This is a genomic window from Limosilactobacillus gastricus DSM 16045 (assembly GCF_001434365.1).
In the GTDB taxonomy this organism is placed as follows: domain Bacteria; phylum Bacillota; class Bacilli; order Lactobacillales; family Lactobacillaceae; genus Limosilactobacillus; species Limosilactobacillus gastricus.
In genome coordinates, this window is record NZ_AZFN01000008.1 from 1 (window position 1) to 16,451 (window position 16,451).

Here is a 16,451-nt window from a genome sequence, read left to right on the forward strand (position 1 = left end):
GGAGTCATGGGCATTGGCATGGGCTATGCTGCCGGGGTTGCTGTAGAAACTGGCAAACCAGTGATTGCCCTTGAAGGGGACTCGGCCTTTGGTTTTGATGCAATGGATATTGAAACGATTTGTCGCTACAACTTACCAGTGATTGTCGTTGTTATTAATAATGGTGGGATCTACAAAGGAACTTCCCACAGTACAGCTGTCGAAGTTGATCGTCCTGACCCAACGAAGCTGGACATCGATGCCCATTATGATATGTTAGCGACGGCCTTTGGTGGCGATGGTTACTTTGTAGAGAAACCAGATGAATTCCAAGTTGCCTTACAAAAGGCTTACGCTGCCGGAAAGCCAGCAATTATTAACGTCAAGATTGATCCAAATATGGGGGCTGAATCGGGTCACATTGGTAACCTCAACCCTGATATTCGTGATAAGAGTAATAACTAATCGAGGAGGATATGATCATGGCTGAAACAGATTTTGCACCATTAAAGGGAATTAAAGTTGTTGACTGGACTCAAGTTCAATCAGGTCCTTCCTGTACACAATTACTTGCTTGGTTGGGGGCCGAAGTTATTAAGATCGAACGTCCAGATACTGGGGACCCAACTCGGAACCAATTATTAGATATTCAAGATTCATGGGGGATGTACTATCTCCAATTAAACGCTAACAAGAAGTCCCTAACCTTAAACATCAAGACCGATGAAGGTAAGCAGATCATGACCGATCTTTTAAAGAAGGCCGATGTCTTTGTCGAAAATGTCCGTCCGGGATCAGCGGAACGAGCTGGTTTTGGTTGGGAACAAGTTCACCAAATCAATCCACGTTTGATCATGGGATCATTAAAGGGCTTTAACCAGGGCTCCCGCTTTGAAAATGTGAAGGCGTATGAACCAGTGGCTCAATCCGCTGGTGGGGCCGCTTCGGCAACCGGTTGGAACAAGGGCGAAGATAATGTGCCAACTCAATCTGCGGCTGCCTTAGGGGACTCTAACTCCGGAATGCACTTAACCATCGGGATTTTAGCCGCTTTAATGCAACGGGAACGGACTGGTGAAGGGACCTACGTTTACCAATCAATGCAAAATGCCGTCATGAACCTTTGCCGGATTAAGCTGCGGGATCAAGTGATGCTAGACAACCTAGGAGCTTTGCCACACTACGCCGTTTATCCTGACTACGATTGGGGTAAGGCCGTTCCACGGGCCGAAAACACTGAAGGTGGGGAAGTTATTGGTTGGACTTACAAGGCTAAAGGTTGGGAAACTGATCCAAATGCTTATGTCTACATTGTTATTCAAGATGCCAACAAGTCTTGGGAAGCCATTGCCAACACCATGGGTCACCCTGAATGGATTGATGACGAACGCTTCAGTGATTGGCAACACCGTCAATTGCACAAGGAAGAAATTTATCCATTGATTGAATCCTATACTAAGCAATATGATAAGTATGAATTAACTGAAAAATTGGGTGCTGCTGGGGTTCCAGTTGGTCCAGTGCTTGATTGGTACGAACTGGAAAATGATCCCGAGTTAAACGAAGATGGGACGATCATTACCATTGACCAAGGTGGTAACCGGGGTAAATTTAAGACGATCGGGTTACCATTCTCAATGGCTAACTACAAGCCTGATTACAAGCGGGCTCCTGACTTAGGTGAAAATAATAATGAAATCCTGGCAGATCTTGGTTACAGTGAAGATCAAATCAAGGGCCTTGAAGACGACGGGACAATTGCCAAGGCCCGGGGACCGAAGAACCCTCGCCGTGAAGTAATTAAAGGTAAGCAAAACTAAGTTATTGAGGAGGTCAATCATGACACAATCACGGACAGAACCAAATTATCGGGGACAAGAAATTCATAATCCACATCTCGATCCCAATAAGCCCTATGCGCTTGCTGGTTTGTTGGTGGTTGACCTTACTCATGTCTTATCTGGTCCCACTTGTACCAGAATGTTGGCAGATGCTGGCGCCCGCGTAATTCACGTTGAACGAAAGGGGAGCGGTGATGATACTCGCTCCATGGGACCATATCTGGCTGATGGATCAAGTGAGTACTTTCGGATTGCGAATGCCGGCAAAGAATCGATTTCACTCGACTTTAAGGATCCAGACGATTTTGCCTTGCTCAAACGCATGATTGCTAAAGCAGATGTGGTAGTCGAAAACTTCCGTCCCGGTGTAATGGCACGTTTAGGGCTTGATCCGGAAGAACTTGTAAAAGAATATCCGCGCTTAATCGTGGCTTCAATTTCGGGCTTTGGTCAATATGGACCCATGAGTAAGCAAGCGGCTTATGATACGATTGTTCAAGCTTTATCAGGTATCATGGACGCCACTGGAAGTCAAGATGGCCCGGCGACCCGAGTCGGAACCTCCATTTCTGATATTGTCGCGGGAATCATGGGCTATGCGGCTATTACAACAGCCCTGGTGGCCCGAGAACGGACAGGTCAGGGAACGACCGTGGATGTCGCAATGCTGGATACTACCTTTTCTCTGATGGCACAAGATTTGATGACCGCCTTGGGTCCTCATCAAATCCCGCACCGGATCGGGAATCGGCATCCTTACATGTATCCCTTTGATACCTTTGCATGCCAGGATCAACCCTTAGCAATTTGCTGTGGGAACGACCATCTCTGGTCACTCTTGTGTAATGCTTTAGGACATCCCGAATGGATTGACCAAGCTAACTTTAAGACTAATGATTTACGTGAAGCCAACTGGCAAGCCGTTAAAGATGCGCTTGAAGGAGTCTTAAAATCCGATTTGGCTGAGAATTGGCGGGATAAGTTAGAAGCTGCGGGCGTACCAGTAGGAATTGTCTTAAATGTTGATCAGACCCGGCGTCTCCCACAAATTATCGAGCGGGGAATGGTGAAAGCTTTACCAGATGGGCGTGAGGTGATTGGGACCCCGATGAAATTCAGTACTTGGAATTCCTGGGGAGCCAAAGTGGACTCACCGCAATTAGATGCCCAAGGGAAAGCCATCCGCCAAGAATTTTCATAGAATTTACGCCGAATTTACGCCGCAAAAAAAGGGTTGAGATTTTTCTCAACCCTTTTTAATGTGCTTATTTAAAACTCATATCCCAAGCTGGCAATTCGGCCGTTCCGTAGAACTTCTTAATTAACCGCTTTGTTTCAGCTGTTTGGAGAGACTTCACAACGTCCTTGTAGACTTGCTTGTTCTTGTCCTTCTTGTTAGCTGCAATCACGTTGACCCATTGGGCAGAATCAGCATTAGTAGGTTCGACAAAGATGGCATCCTTGTAGTTCAAACCAGCTGCGTTAGCATAGTTAGTGTTAACCACGGCTGCATCAACGTCACTCAAGGAACGGGCAACTTGTTCCGCTGATAATTCCTTAATCTTAATGTTCTTCGTGTTATTAGTAATATCGCTAACAGTTGCTAGAGTAGTTCCCTTCTTCAAGGAGAACAAACCAGCATTCTTTAAAGCAAAGAGGGCCCGCGATTCGTTAGTAGCATCATTTGGTACGGCGATCGTAGCACCATCAGGAATGTCACTTACACTCTTGTACTTGTCAGAGTAAAGGCGGATTGGGGTAATCCAAGTATCACCGATGGCAACGATATTGGTCTTATGAGCCTTATTCCATTGCTTTAAGAAAAGCTTGTGTTGGAAAGCATTTAAGTCAATATCACCATTCGTCAAAGCCTTGTTTGGTTGGTTGTAGTCGGTAAATTTCTTAAACTTTAAAGTAATTCCATACTTATCTTTAGCAGTTTTCGCAACTGAGTCCCAAAGTTGGTCATCTTGTTTAGTTCCCGACATAATCCCAATGGTCACTGTCTTCGCAGCTTGTTGTTGGGGCCGCACAAAGCTAAAGTAGCCCCCAATAACAACAACCAGTAAAATAATAATACCAATTAACCAATTCCGTGTCTTCTTACTCATCTTCTATTTCCTCCTAAAATCGTAATCGACGCTTTCAACAACAGGTGAGGGAGTCATAAAAAAACTCGCCCTCTGATCAAAATGATCAAAAAGGACGAGTGAACGTGTTACCACCTTAATTCGTTAGGACCTCACAATCCTAACCTCATTGAGTTACTAATCTATAACCCAGCGATGATAACGTTCGCTACTCCGTTAATGGCTGTGACACCATTACCATTATTTCCAACCCATCTTCAAAGTACCTGCGCCATCTTTTTGCACCAACCAAAGATTCTCTCGGGGTCGCAACTACTTTTACTCTGCTGTTCAAAACGTTTATTAAAATTCTATGAAGTTATCTTAATTTAATCCTTAGTAGTTGTCAACAAAATTTTAAATTTTTCTGAAGAAAGTAAAAAAGAAGCTGTCAGGGCAGCTTCCAAAATTTATTGATAAATATAACGTTCCAGCCGTGCTTTTAGAAGACTATTCAGCAGATAATAAACCACGATGGCTTCAATTGGCCAAGTTACCACTTCTTTAAGCATCCGGATGGCAAAAGGAACGGGCGTTAGAATCGAGAATACCCCCATCATAACCAACCACAAGGTTCCCAGGATAACATTTGAAATCAAAATTTGCACAAACATGTAGGTGAAGATCCGCTTTAAGGTAGGTTTTTGTTGATATAAAAAGGCACCGGCAATAATTCCAGAAATTAATGACGAGAAAGTATAGCCAGGGAAGAACATTGAGCCCCCAAAGTTAAAGATGGTATTAGAAATGATATCATCAAAGACCAATATGATTCCGGACAACCAAGGACCAAGATAATAACCCATCGGGGCAGTAACTAAAAAGCCGAGCCCAATTTGTACTAATTGGGCACTCCCAATGGCTGGAATAAATCCAACCACAATCTTAAGAGCTAAAAATAAAGCGCTAATGGTAATAACGCGGGCAGTGATTTTGGGACCGCGCCATGATAATAAATGCATTGATACATCTCCCTTCGAAATTATTTGTCAGGGAAACATAGACCGTTCTAATTTCCTGTGGTGAATGCGGAAAGCTTAAGCGGACCCTGATCCTGTTTCCAACGTTCACATTCCGTTCCGTTGGACGTTAACTACGGGCTTTCCTACCCCAACAAACAGGGACCAGTTTACTAGCTTTCAAAACAATAATCAAGATTTATGGAATTTTATTCGGCTTTAATTTGTTATTTAGATAAAAGAATTTACAAGGGTGCGGAAACAGGATATTGTTAAGAAAGAAATTTAATGAGGTGGATTTATGTTAGCAGATGCTTTATTAATTATCGATTACACGAATGATTTTGTAGCCCGCCATGGGGCCTTGACCTGTGGTGAACCAGCCCAAAAGATTGCGGCTAACTTGGTTCAATTAGCTAACCAATATTTAGAAGCAGGGAAATGGGTGATTTTGCCGACGGATGTTCATGTAGCTGATGATCCATATCATCCGGAAACCAAGCTCTTTGCAACCCACAATGTCCGTGATAGTTGGGGTCGCGAACTATATGGCGAGTTAGATCAGTGGTATCACCACCATCAAAATGATCCCCATGTGATGATGATGGATAAAACAAGGTATTCATCTTTTGCGGGGACGACTTTAGATTTAGATTTACGAGCCCGACAAGTTAGTTCGGTAGCCTTAACGGGGGTGTGCACTGATATTTGCGTTTTGCATACAGCCGTTGATGCTTATAATTTGGGATATCAAATCACGGTTTACGAAGATGCAGTCGCAACCATGACCGAAACGGGTCAGGAATGGGCCCTTAATCACTTTAAGACAGTGCTTGGAGCAAGAATTTTATAGACAACAAAAAGCGTGCTAGTTAACGACTTAATGGTCATTACTTAGCACGCTTTTTAGTTGAGTGACATAATCATTGGCTAATTGATCAGCTTTAAGATACGTGAGTCCGTATGGAAGTTCAAAATGATCAGTTAATTTAATATTTTTAATCTCCGGATGGACTCGATCCCAGCATTCAAGTGACAAAAGGATCGAACCTGTGGAAGCGCACTGATTAAAGGTTTGAATATCATAGTGAGAGGGGACATCAATAATATCAATCTTCGGGTACTTATCAATAATCGTTTGGCGGATTTGGTCATTAATTAGGCTGGTACCCTTTTTCATTACCATCAAAGGCATTCCAGCCAAGTCTGATAATGAAAGCGACTCATTGTTCGCTAAGTGGTTAGTTCTCGGGACAGCTAGAGTGAAGCGATAGGTGCCGATCTGCTGAAAAGCATATTTTGACTCTAAGGGGAAAGAATCATAAGGACCGACAATAAAATCATAATCACGGCCAAGTTGACTCAAACGATATCTGTCCTTGTTTACGGTTACTACTTTTAAAAGCCAATTTGGCATTTGATTCCTGATTTGATCCCAAAGATCCATAAAAATATGACATGGATAAAGATTTGATGAGCCAACTCGAATTTCTTTCGTTCCGATATCTGAAGCCGCTTGTACTCGACTAACAATCTCAGCTGAATAGTTCATCAATTTAAGCGTTTCAGTATATAAAATTTGTCCGGCGGTAGTTAAAGAAACGCCAGTCGTATCACGGATAAATAACTTTGTTTCCAGCAGGTTTTCTAGTTGATTAATTTGTTTGCGAACTGCTGTATGGGTGAGATAGAGTTTATGGGCCGCCTTAGTAAAGCTACCTTCTTCAGCTACCAACTTAAAGGTGTCTAATAATTGATTATACATTTTGACCCTCCATGCAGAAACTAGTGGTTTCTACAATAGTAACTAATTGGGATCTTCTGTTTCAACCATTTTCTAAATATAATTTGGAAAAGAAGGAACTGGAGGAATTTTCAAATGGAATATTTATCGCTAAATAATGGTATTAAAATTCCTTGTTTAGGATTTGGGACGATGCGAGTTCAAGGTTTGGCAGAATTGCTTCCGCAAGTAATTGATAGTGGCTATCGTTTGATTGATACTGCAGCTAATTATGATAATGAACAGGAGGTTGGTGAAGGGATTCATCGAGCAATTAAATCTGGAATTGTTAAACGTGAGGACCTGTTTATCACCTCGAAAATGCAAATTTTATCTGATGGAGCGAAAAATACCACTGCAGCAGTCGAGAATTCTCTAAGGAACTTAGGGCTTGATTATATTGATCTATATTTGATTCATCAACCATATGGTGATATTTACGGTGAATGGCGTACTTTAGAAAAGCTTCATCGGCAAGGTAAAATCAAATCCATTGGGGTATCAAACTTTGAACCTTTCCGTTTAATGGATCTGATGTTGCATAACCAGATTGTTCCAGCCGTTAATCAAATTGAGGTTAACCCATGGAACCAGATGATTCCTGAACATGGATTCGATCAAGAACATGGGATAATTACCGAAGCATGGTCACCTTTAGCAGAGAATAAACATGATTTGTTTAATAATGCCCAATTAATGGGGCTAGCTAATAAATATCAAAAGAGCGTTCAACAGGTCATTTTACGTTGGGTGATCCAACGGGGAATTGTTGCCATTCCACGTACTTCAAACTATGAACATGCCACGTCGAATTTTAATGTTTTTGATTTCTCGTTAACCGAAACGGAAATGGATATGATTAGAGAATTAAACATTGGTCAAACAACTGCCTTAGACCATTGCGATCCTAAAGTGGTCGAACTATTATCGAAGGTTGTTGCTAATCCAATTGAGGTTGGGAATAAACGACCAAGTCATAACGAATGGTCAAAACAGCGAGGGTTAAAATAGGAGGTGCAGAAATGGATGTTTATCAACGAGCCGCGACTGGTGAACCGCTGGATATGCGGACGGATCAGGAATATCACGAGGTTTTAGGCCCAGAAATGGTGCGTTCACGAACCCTGTGCCATCGGATTAATATGTTGGATCCATACGATCCGCAAGTGCGGGACTTGTTTGATGAACTCTTTGAAGGGCGCTTACCGCAAAGCTCGACCATTTTAACGCCAGTCCAGATCGACCGCGGAAAAACGATCACCATTGGTGAGGATACTTTTATTAACTGGGGCTTTAATTCGGTTTCCACGGGTGGAATACACATCGGTAACCATGTCCAAATTGGGCCGAATGTGGCTTTATTGACGGCCAATCATGACCTAAATGATTTACAGATTATTTATTGTAAACCGATTGTTATTGAAGATGGTGCCTGGTTAGGTGAAGGCGTTAAAGTCACGCAGGGTGTTACCATTGGTGAAGGCGCGATTGTCGCTGCCGGAGCTGTAGTAACCAAGGATGTTCCTGCCAATGCGGTCGTTGGTGGCTGTCCAGCAAAAATTATTAAAGACCATAAATAGCATTGAAAACCCAGCTTAGTGATTAGCAATCAACTAAGCTGGGTTTATCGTTAATGATAATTAGCCGTTAAAAATTTTTCCATATCGATCGGCTGGCGTCCGGTTATGAACTCAAAATCATTGGTAGTTGTACTTAATAAACCCATAGCTCCGCCGGCATACATGGAAGCTAGTTCGTCGCCATCACCATCTTCAGCATAAATTTGACCAAATTCTTTCGTGGTGACTGGTTGATAGCCGATGGGTTGGCCAGTTACCTTTGACATAATTGCGGCTAATTCTGGCATGGTGTAGGCAGTCTTTTGTGAAAGAGTGTAAGTTTGTCGACTTGATCGAATGGTGGGGTTAGTCGCCGCGGCTGCAAATGCTTCAGCACAGTCGTCAATCGCGATAAAAGCCATTTTTTGATCGCCAACAGGATAGATGATTGCTTGGCGGTCAATTAATTCTGGTAGATAAGGGATCAATGGGTCAGCATAAAGCGCGTCTTTTAAAATGACATAATTTAAGCCACTTTGTGCTAATAAATTAGGCATTTGATGATAAAAAGGCGCCATTATAAAGGGATTATTGGCTTGATCGGCAATAAAACTCATGGCCACTATTGAATCAACGTGCTGATCGCGCGCAGCAGCAATTACATTCTTAAGTTCCTGGAGACGATCAGCTGTCACGTAGGTTTTACTAGGAATATAAACGAGGACGTTGATTTCTTGAAAGGCACGCTTTAATGAGTCAAGGTCCATAAAATCAGCGGGACGATACTCGATATCGTCGGCAGGACGTGGTCGATGAACTAAGCCGAATAGGTGATCATCCTTCTGCAATTTTGGGATTAAATGTTCAACAATTTGATGACCCAGATGTCCACTGGCACCAGTAACTAGATAATTCATTTTATAACTCCTGTCGTTGTTTTAGTTCTTTCTTACTCTGCGAAATTTTGATTTGATTAACAACGTCGGCAATTGTTCGTTGTTGTAACTTAGCCATTGCCGCTTGCTTGGCATCTTCATAAAAATTTTCGAGAACGCCTTGAATGTTACCACCGACAATACAATTAGGATTGGTGTCGTAGTCAATTTCAAAAAGTGGGTGTGGGCCGGATGCTTCTTCAATTGCTAGATAAACGTCATAAAGACTAATTTCATCTAAAGGCCGAGTAATTTGAGGATTGGCAGTGCCTTTAGTGGTTTTTAACAATCCGGCTTTTCGGAGTTGGATCATGATTTGCCGAACCATGACTGGCGAGGTCTGAATACTAGAAGCAATAAAATCACTTGTTAGTTTTTGATTCTGATAGATATCAAGAAAACAGATTAGATGAATGGCATCACTAAAACGGGTTGATATACGCATCACAATTTCTCCTTTCGTGTAATTTGATACATTACAATTATAGACGATAAATGCAATAAGTCAAACATTTGACAAATAATATGAATGTGTTATTGTGACCATATAAATTACATGAAAGGCGACTAACATGAAAAAATCAACCTGGTTTAAATGGGGATATTTGCTGATTGCGACGATGATAGTCGTTGGCATCTTAAGTCTATTTCGTAATCGTGCTCACCAGTCGATTGTGATTGGATCAAAGAATTTTACAGAAAGCCAAGTGGTTAGTGAAATCTATGCCATTGCGTTAGAAAAGCATGGTTACCAAGTGACCAGGAAGCAAAACATTTCGAATTCAGTGGTTTACAATGCATTAAAGACAGGACAAATCGATTTATATCCTGAATACACTGGAACAATTGTGCAAGCCTATTTAAAAAAATCAACCACTGGTAAATCAGCTAAACAAATTGCTCAATTGGCTAAAAATGGGGTTGTTAAAGATGGCTTAACTACGTTGAAATATGCGCCTGGAAATGATAGTCAGGGAATGGCTATTCGAACGAGTGTCGCTAAAAAATATCATATTTATACTTTAAGTGAACTGCAAAAGCAAGCTAGCAAAGTCCGTCTAGTTTCCCAAGGAGAATTTGATCAACGTTCTGATGCTTTACCGGGAATGAATAAATTATATGGTAAATATAATTTTAAATCGGTCAAAGATTATGATGATAGTCTCAAATACCAGGTCGTTGATGCAGGTCAAGGCGATGCCTTCCCAGTCTCAACGACCGAAGGACAACTAACCGAAACAAATAAATATACGGTGCTAAAAGATGATAAGGGCTTATGGCCAGCCTATAATTTAGTGCCCTTAATTAGAGAACAAACTTTAAGTCAAAATCCAAAGATTGCGACTATTTTGAATCAAGTTGATGCTAAACTAACGACTAAAACTTTGATGCAATTGAATAGACAAGTTGATGTGGATGGGCAAAATTATCGCACCGTTGCTAAGCATTGGTATCAAGAAAACTTCAAGGAGGGCGATTAAATGTTGCAAGAAATTATCCAATATTTCCAAAAAGATCAGGGTCAATATTGGCAACTGATTGGTCAACATCTCGCTCTTTGTTTGATTACTTTACTGATAGCGATGGTAATTGCTTTTCCGGTTGGCTATTGGGCTTCGAAAAGTCGACGAGTGGCAACTATTTGTACTTTATTTGCGCAAACTTTGCGAATCATTCCTAGCTTAGGACTCCTATTTATTTTGATTCCAATTATTGGAACGGGTGAATTACCAGCAATTATTGCACTAGTGATCTTAGCCATTCCACCCATTTTGATTAATACCATTATTGGGTTAACAACAGTTGAGCCGATCTATCTAGAGGTTAGTCGGGCGATGGGGATGAAAAATCGGCAAATTTTATGGCAAGTGCAATTCCCGCTTGCTTTACCGATCATCTTAAATGGCATCAAATTATCTTTAATTGAGGTCATCGCGAGCGCAACTTTAGCCACTTATATTGGAGCTGGTGGCTTAGGAACCTTAGTCTTTACAGGGTTGGGCTTGTATGAGATGAGCTATGTTGTGATCGGCGGGCTTAGTGTTGCCCTGATCGCTTTATTGACCATGCTGTTATTTGATTTTTGGATAAAAAAGGTGACGATTCATGACTAAAGAAGTAATTAAATTCGATCACGTTTCTAAAAGTTTTGGTGATCATCAGGTCATTAAGGATCTAAGTTTTACAATTAATGCGGGTGAATTTATCACGATTTTAGGAACCTCCGGATGTGGGAAAACGACTACCTTGAAGATGATTAATGGCCTTTTGACCGCTAGCTCCGGTCAGGTGTTGGTAAATGGCTTAGATCCTCAAACCACTGATCTAGTGGCTTTACGGCGTCAAATCGGTTATGTGGTTCAACAGGTTGGGTTGTTCCCCCATATGACGATTGCTGACAATTTATCGATTACCCCTAAATTAATGGGCTGGAATCAAGAGCAAATCAAGCAACGTAATCTTGAACTACTCAAGTTAGTTGATATGGATAATGGTGACTATTTAAATCGTTATCCACGTGAATTGTCTGGTGGTCAACAACAACGAATTGGGGTGGCCCGTGCTTTAGCAGCCAACCCGCCCATTGTCTTATTTGATGAGCCACTGGGAGCTTTAGACGCCTTGACTCGGTTAAACTTACAAGAGGATTTGAAGAAGCTGCATCAGCAATTAAATGATCATACCTTCGTCTTAGTCACTCATGATATTAACGAGGCTTTCTTCCTTGGTCAACGGGTTATGATTATGGATCAAGGACATATTGAACAGTTTGCAGATCCGCAAACCATTATTGATCAACCAGCCACCCCCTTCGTAAAGGCCCTCTTACAAACAGAGATCGATCATCAACGAATCTGGAGGGAGCGACATGATTAGTTATTGGCAAGCTAATAGTTCGATGATTCTAACCGATACCTGGCAGCATCTGCAATTAGTGGGTGGAGCGCTAATTATTGCCTTGATCATCGCGACTGAATTAATTGTGCTTTGTTTAGGGCACGATCGTTGGTTAACGGTATTAAATTATGTTTTTTCCTTAGCCTATTCGATTCCTAGTTTTGCATTATTTGCTCTCTTGATTCCAATCACTGGCTTGGGACGTCTAACGGCGGTGATTGTGTTGGTAGTCTATTGTGAATATGTTTTATTACGATCCTTCGTTAGCGGCATCGAATCGGTTGATCCGATTTTGATTGAGGTCGCGAAAGGAATGGGGATGACTGATACCCAGATCCTGATCAAAATACAATTACCCTTGGCTTTGCCCAGTATCTTTGGTGGTTTGCAAATTGCTTTAGCATCCACGATGGGGATTGCAACGATTGCCGCTACCATTAATGCGGGCGGCCTGGGCGAATTGCTATTTGCAGGTTTACAATCACAAGCAATGGCGCCGATTCTTTGGGGAATTATCGCCACCGTGCTGTTAACCTTGATCGGTGCCGGAATCTTAAAAATGATTGAACGAGTATTAGTTTCAGATAAGGTGGGATAAAAATGAAAGCAATTGTGATTCATGAGCCAGGTGGTCCTGAGCAATTAAAATATGAAGATGTACCAAAGCCAGCAGTCAAACCAGGTTGGTCCTTGGTGAAAGTTAAAGCCTTTGGGATCAATCATTCTGAGGTTTTTACTCGTCAGGGATTATCTCCATCGGTTCATTTTCCACGTATTTTAGGCATTGAATGTGTAGGAGAAATTGTTGAATCTACCGATCAAAAATTATCTGTAGGTCAAAAAGTAGTTTCCTTGATGGGTTAAATGGGGCGTGATTTTGATGGCTCCTATGCTGAATATGTCTTATTACCTAATCGACAAATTTATCCTATCAATTCCCAGCTAAGCTGGACGGATTTAGCCGCTTTACCGGAGACCTACTATACTGCTTTTATTTCTCTCAAAAATTTGAAAATCGATGCTAATCACCAGGTCCTTGTACGGGGAGCCACAAGTGGGGTCGGGGTGGCTTTTGCTAATTTATTAAAGAGTCAATTTCCTGATATTAAAGTGTCTGGGACCACTCGTTCAGTTCAAAAAACTGATCAGTTAATAGCGGCCGGGTTTGACCAAGTGGTAATTGATGATCAAAATCACCTTCAAACGACTCGTAGTTTTGATCGAGTGTTAGAACTAATTGGTCCTTTAACCGTTAAAGACACCTTCCAACATGTCTATGAAGGGGGAATCGTTTGTATTACTGGTCTGTTAGGTGGTCAGTGGACGTTAAATGATTTTGATCCAATTATGGACTTAGCTCCTAATTCATATTTGACGAGTGGTTATTCTGGCAACGTTTCGGCTGAGAAGTTCAACGACTTACTAGCATTTATTGACCAATATCAGGTTAAGGTTACGCCTGAAAAGATTTTTTCACTTCCCGAAGTACCAGATGCTCACCGGTATCTGGCTAGTCAACAGAGTTTTGGTAAAGTAGTAGTTAAAGTTGATTAGGCTAAAAAAACATCCTCGAGTCAATTGACCCGAGGATGTTTTAGGTTATTCATAATTTTTTACGTGTTTGAAAGTGGCGCGAATGGCAATGGCAATAATCAATGCAATAGCATCAATTAAAATGAAAGTAATGAGGGTGACTGTATAGCTATGGAGAACTTGGTGCGTCCATGAAAGAATGACTGGACCAACCATGCCGGCTACTCCCCAGGCAGTTAAGACATAACCGTGGATGGCCCCCAGTTGTTTAGTCCCAAAGACATCACTTAGGTATGGTGGAATAACTGAGAAACCAGCACCATAACAAGACAAGAGGAGACAAAGAGCCACTACAAAGACGAATTGAATATTGAGAAGCAACATCGAACCTAGCATTAAGATATCAACCACAAAGATCAAGGTAAAGGTAAAAGGCCGACCTAAGTAATCTGACAAAGTAGCCCAAACCAAACGGCCAAAACCGTTGAAGAGACCAATAATCCCAACCATCAATGCGGCTGCTCCGGCAGACATTGAAGTCATTTCTTGCGCCATCGGTGAAGCGGCAGAAACTAAGCCAATACCACAGGTAATGTTAATAAAGAACATGATCCATAAAAAGATGAAAGTAGGCGTTTTTACCGCTTGATTAGCGGTTAGTTGCGCTCCAGTTAGAGAGCGACTTTCCATTTGCGCTAATTCAGCTTCTGGAACTTCACCAGGACGCGGTTTGCGAATAAATTGGGCCGCAATAATCATAAAGATAAAATAGGCAACTCCCAAAATATAGAAGGTATTTACTACATTGACCGAATCCATTAAAGCTTGGGCGATCGGACTTGTTAACATCGCTGCAAAGCCAAAGCCCATGATAGCCAGGCCGGCAGCGAGCCCCTTTTTATCAGGAAACCACTTAATAATTGTTGAAATCGGGGTAACATAACCCGATCCTAAGCCAATCCCCCCAATAAAACCATAGCCTAAGTAAAGCAAGGCCAAACTGTGGGAGTGAATCGCAAAACCAGTGATCAACATTCCAGAACCATAACAAAGGGCAGAAACTGATCCGGTAACGCGAGGGCCAAACTTTTCAACTGCGTGGCCCATAAAAGCGGCGGACATGCCTAAAAAGAAAATAGCAATACTAAAGGCAAAGGATACCGCTGATTCAGACCAACCGGTTTCTTTAATAATTGGTGAACTGTAAACACTCCAAGCATAAACCGAACCAATCATTAAATGGAGAACCACTCCAGCCGTAGCGACAAGATAACGAGTTGCAGATTTCAAATTAAAGATCTCCTTCCAAATACATCTTTCGAACTATATAAAGACCAAAACAACATATTGTTCGTTATTTGCATAATAGCACTTAAAAAACGGAATTACAAACTACTAAAACCCGAACATGCCAAGTTTGATGTTCGGGTTTTAGTGATTTTTAAGAGCTTTGATTAGCTTTGGAAAAGTTACCTAACAAATTCTCATCATTTTCCATGCAAAAAGCGTGATAATCCCGAATGTTTTCATCATCTTTTAATTCGATTTTGAGGGAATGGAACCTAATATTTTTCAAAAAATTTTTTGGAATCAAAAAGTCTGCTTGAAAAAATCCCAAGCAGACCTTAATGAACACATATTTATTGGATTGGTTAATTATTTAACAATTTCACAAAATTCCAACGTTTCATCGTTGGGACCAGCGATATTAAAGAACTTGATTCCTTTATCCCAGAAGTCTAAGTGTTGAACTTCATTTTCCTTCATTTGGTAGCCGGCGGCTTTAGCTGCTTTGTAGGCTGCATCCGCATCAGAAGTATTAAAGGAAAGGTGGTTGATGGCCCCGGTTTGACGAACAGCTCCGTCACCAGTCCAGATTTCTAAGGTTAAATGACCTAACGTCATAAATACCACTTGATTACCTTGATCGTCTGTATCAAAGTTTCCGTTCATTTTGAAACCAAGACCGGCATAAAAGTCGACCGTCTTTTTCAAATCATCGGTTGGTAAACCAACGTGTTGTAGATCATCAAAATAACCAGCTAAACTCTTATTAAAAGCCATAATAGAACATCTCCTTAAATTAAAATCCTAAGTCAAGGGCTTGGTGCTTTAAACTAGGGAAGATATGGCGGTCTCCCCAGCCAGTAATCCATCCTTGAAAGGCGAAGGCGAATAAGGTTCCAAGTCCAAAATTATCAATTTGATGGGTCATAATAATCGCAATAATCGCCATAATGGTAGGCGGTAAGTATGAAACCCACATGGAAATCGTAGAATTACCTTTGAAAAATTTAAAGCGTAAAATTTGAAATAAATCATCAGCCGGGTGAAGCACCAGATTAGCTCGTTGGTATATCGAAATCGCAATGGCAATCAGGGCAACCCCGAAGAAGTTAACTAACGTATACACGATTGTCATCACAATTCCATGAGCATCCGGCATAATGGCGTTAAATAGGTTTGAAAACCATTGAATGAAAAGGGAGAAAGGTACCAAAAAGGCGATATTACCACCAATTCGTTTCCAATCCAGTTTTCTTAACAAAATGGCGTTTAGAAAGGAAATACATAAACCTAGTAACATGAAGGCCCAAAAGAGCGTCCATTTCTCATTCCCTAAAACGGCAATCCCCAAGTTATTTTCGGCCGCGGTCCAGTAAGCAGATCCTAAAAATTGTGGATGAATATGCGAACTGGTAACTAAAGTCAAAACATTTCCCAACGAATTAATAACAATTGATAGTGCAAAATAAGCAATTGATTTTGACATTGAGATCGTCCGCTCTGTTTTCAAGGGCGTAGGATCGACTGATTTATTTTCCATGATTCAAT

18 protein-coding genes, 1 pseudogene and 1 other annotated feature are annotated in these 16,451 nt (G+C 41.4%); of the genes and pseudogenes, 11 read left to right on the forward strand and 8 right to left on the reverse strand.

Annotated features, from left to right (window positions below):
• The 3 genes from FC60_RS03430 to FC60_RS03440 form a co-directional block, all read left to right on the forward strand.
• The coding region (locus FC60_RS03430) for a thiamine pyrophosphate-dependent enzyme (RefSeq protein ID WP_235806065.1) at positions 1 to 444 on the forward strand (444 nt) is incomplete at its 5' end.
• 17 nt (positions 445 to 461) lie between these two features.
• Complete coding sequence (gene frc / locus FC60_RS03435) at positions 462 to 1,799, forward strand: formyl-CoA transferase (RefSeq protein WP_420804649.1); 1,338 nt, start codon at positions 462 to 464, stop codon at positions 1,797 to 1,799.
• Between the two features lie 19 nt (positions 1,800 to 1,818).
• Positions 1,819 to 3,021, forward strand: coding sequence for a CaiB/BaiF CoA transferase family protein (locus tag FC60_RS03440; RefSeq protein ID WP_056937092.1), 1,203 nt, complete (start codon positions 1,819 to 1,821; stop codon positions 3,019 to 3,021).
• Between the two features lie 64 nt (positions 3,022 to 3,085).
• On the opposite strand, the gene FC60_RS03445 is transcribed toward FC60_RS03440, so the two are convergent.
• Positions 3,086 to 3,931 (reverse strand): MetQ/NlpA family ABC transporter substrate-binding protein, encoded by an 846-nt coding sequence (locus FC60_RS03445; protein WP_007122459.1) that lies wholly within the window; start codon positions 3,929 to 3,931, stop codon positions 3,086 to 3,088.
• Positions 3,932 to 4,018: 87 nt separating this feature from the next.
• Positions 4,019 to 4,253: a binding site (T-box leader), on the reverse strand.
• Positions 4,254 to 4,359: 106 nt separating this feature from the next.
• Positions 4,360 to 4,911 (reverse strand): folate family ECF transporter S component, encoded by a 552-nt coding sequence (locus FC60_RS03450; RefSeq protein WP_056937093.1) that lies wholly within the window; start codon positions 4,909 to 4,911, stop codon positions 4,360 to 4,362.
• A 298-nt stretch (positions 4,912 to 5,209) separates the two neighbouring features.
• On the opposite strand from FC60_RS03450, the gene FC60_RS03455 reads away from it, so the two are divergent.
• Positions 5,210 to 5,761, forward strand: a complete 552-nt coding sequence (locus FC60_RS03455; protein ID WP_056937094.1) for a cysteine hydrolase family protein — start codon at positions 5,210 to 5,212, stop codon at positions 5,759 to 5,761.
• A gap of 27 nt (positions 5,762 to 5,788) precedes the next feature.
• Here FC60_RS03455 and FC60_RS03460 read toward each other — a convergent pair whose 3' ends face one another.
• Positions 5,789 to 6,673 (reverse strand): LysR family transcriptional regulator, encoded by an 885-nt coding sequence (locus FC60_RS03460; protein ID WP_056937095.1) that lies wholly within the window; start codon positions 6,671 to 6,673, stop codon positions 5,789 to 5,791.
• A 114-nt stretch (positions 6,674 to 6,787) separates the two neighbouring features.
• Between FC60_RS03460 and FC60_RS03465 the strand changes: the two genes are divergently transcribed.
• Positions 6,788 to 7,702, forward strand: coding sequence for an aldo/keto reductase (locus FC60_RS03465; RefSeq protein WP_082601337.1), 915 nt, complete (start codon positions 6,788 to 6,790; stop codon positions 7,700 to 7,702).
• 11 nt (positions 7,703 to 7,713) lie between these two features.
• The gene (locus tag FC60_RS03470) at positions 7,714 to 8,271 is read left to right on the forward strand and encodes a DapH/DapD/GlmU-related protein (RefSeq protein WP_056937096.1); all 558 of its coding nucleotides are present in this window, start codon (positions 7,714 to 7,716) and stop codon (positions 8,269 to 8,271) included.
• 50 nt (positions 8,272 to 8,321) lie between these two features.
• Here the strand turns inward: FC60_RS03470 and FC60_RS09265 are convergent, their stop codons facing one another.
• Together FC60_RS09265 and FC60_RS03480 are read right to left on the reverse strand one after the other, a co-directional pair.
• On the reverse strand, positions 8,322 to 9,167 hold the full coding sequence (locus FC60_RS09265) for an NmrA family NAD(P)-binding protein (RefSeq protein ID WP_082601339.1): 846 nt from the start codon (positions 9,165 to 9,167) through the stop codon (positions 8,322 to 8,324).
• Between the two features lies 1 nt (position 9,168).
• Entirely contained in the window at positions 9,169 to 9,630 is a 462-nt protein-coding gene (locus FC60_RS03480; protein WP_056937097.1) for an Rrf2 family transcriptional regulator, read from the reverse strand.
• A 127-nt stretch (positions 9,631 to 9,757) separates the two neighbouring features.
• Between FC60_RS03480 and FC60_RS03485 the strand changes: the two genes are divergently transcribed.
• From FC60_RS03485 to FC60_RS03505, 5 genes and pseudogenes are all read left to right on the forward strand, one after another.
• Positions 9,758 to 10,666, forward strand: coding sequence for a glycine betaine ABC transporter substrate-binding protein (locus tag FC60_RS03485; RefSeq protein WP_056937098.1), 909 nt, complete (start codon positions 9,758 to 9,760; stop codon positions 10,664 to 10,666).
• On the forward strand, positions 10,667 to 11,299 hold the full coding sequence (locus FC60_RS03490; protein ID WP_056937099.1) for an ABC transporter permease: 633 nt from the start codon (positions 10,667 to 10,669) through the stop codon (positions 11,297 to 11,299).
• Positions 11,292 to 12,062 (forward strand): ATP-binding cassette domain-containing protein, encoded by a 771-nt coding sequence (locus FC60_RS03495; protein ID WP_056937100.1) that lies wholly within the window; start codon positions 11,292 to 11,294, stop codon positions 12,060 to 12,062. The genes FC60_RS03490 and FC60_RS03495 overlap by 8 nt, the downstream gene beginning before the upstream one ends.
• Positions 12,055 to 12,681 carry an ABC transporter permease gene (locus FC60_RS03500; RefSeq protein WP_056937101.1) on the forward strand — a complete coding sequence of 209 codons (627 nt, stop codon included), beginning with the start codon at positions 12,055 to 12,057 and terminating at the stop codon, positions 12,679 to 12,681. Before FC60_RS03495 ends, FC60_RS03500 begins: the two co-directional genes overlap by 8 nt.
• A gap of 2 nt (positions 12,682 to 12,683) precedes the next feature.
• A pseudogene (locus FC60_RS03505) lies at positions 12,684 to 13,637 on the forward strand (zinc-binding alcohol dehydrogenase family protein).
• Positions 13,638 to 13,682: 45 nt separating this feature from the next.
• On the opposite strand, the gene FC60_RS03510 reads toward FC60_RS03505, so the two are convergent.
• The 3 genes from FC60_RS03510 to FC60_RS03520 all read right to left on the reverse strand — a co-directional run bounded on the left by FC60_RS03510 (position 13,683) and on the right by FC60_RS03520 (position 16,443).
• Positions 13,683 to 14,906: an L-lactate MFS transporter gene (locus FC60_RS03510; RefSeq protein ID WP_476703297.1), complete on the reverse strand. Its 1,224-nt coding sequence runs from the start codon at positions 14,904 to 14,906 to the stop codon at positions 13,683 to 13,685.
• A 366-nt stretch (positions 14,907 to 15,272) separates the two neighbouring features.
• On the reverse strand, positions 15,273 to 15,680 hold the full coding sequence (locus FC60_RS03515) for a VOC family protein (RefSeq protein ID WP_007122451.1): 408 nt from the start codon (positions 15,678 to 15,680) through the stop codon (positions 15,273 to 15,275).
• Positions 15,681 to 15,699: 19 nt separating this feature from the next.
• Entirely contained in the window at positions 15,700 to 16,443 is a 744-nt protein-coding gene (locus FC60_RS03520; RefSeq protein WP_040468495.1) for a DUF6198 family protein, read from the reverse strand.
• Between the last annotated feature and the right edge of the window lie 8 nt (positions 16,444 to 16,451).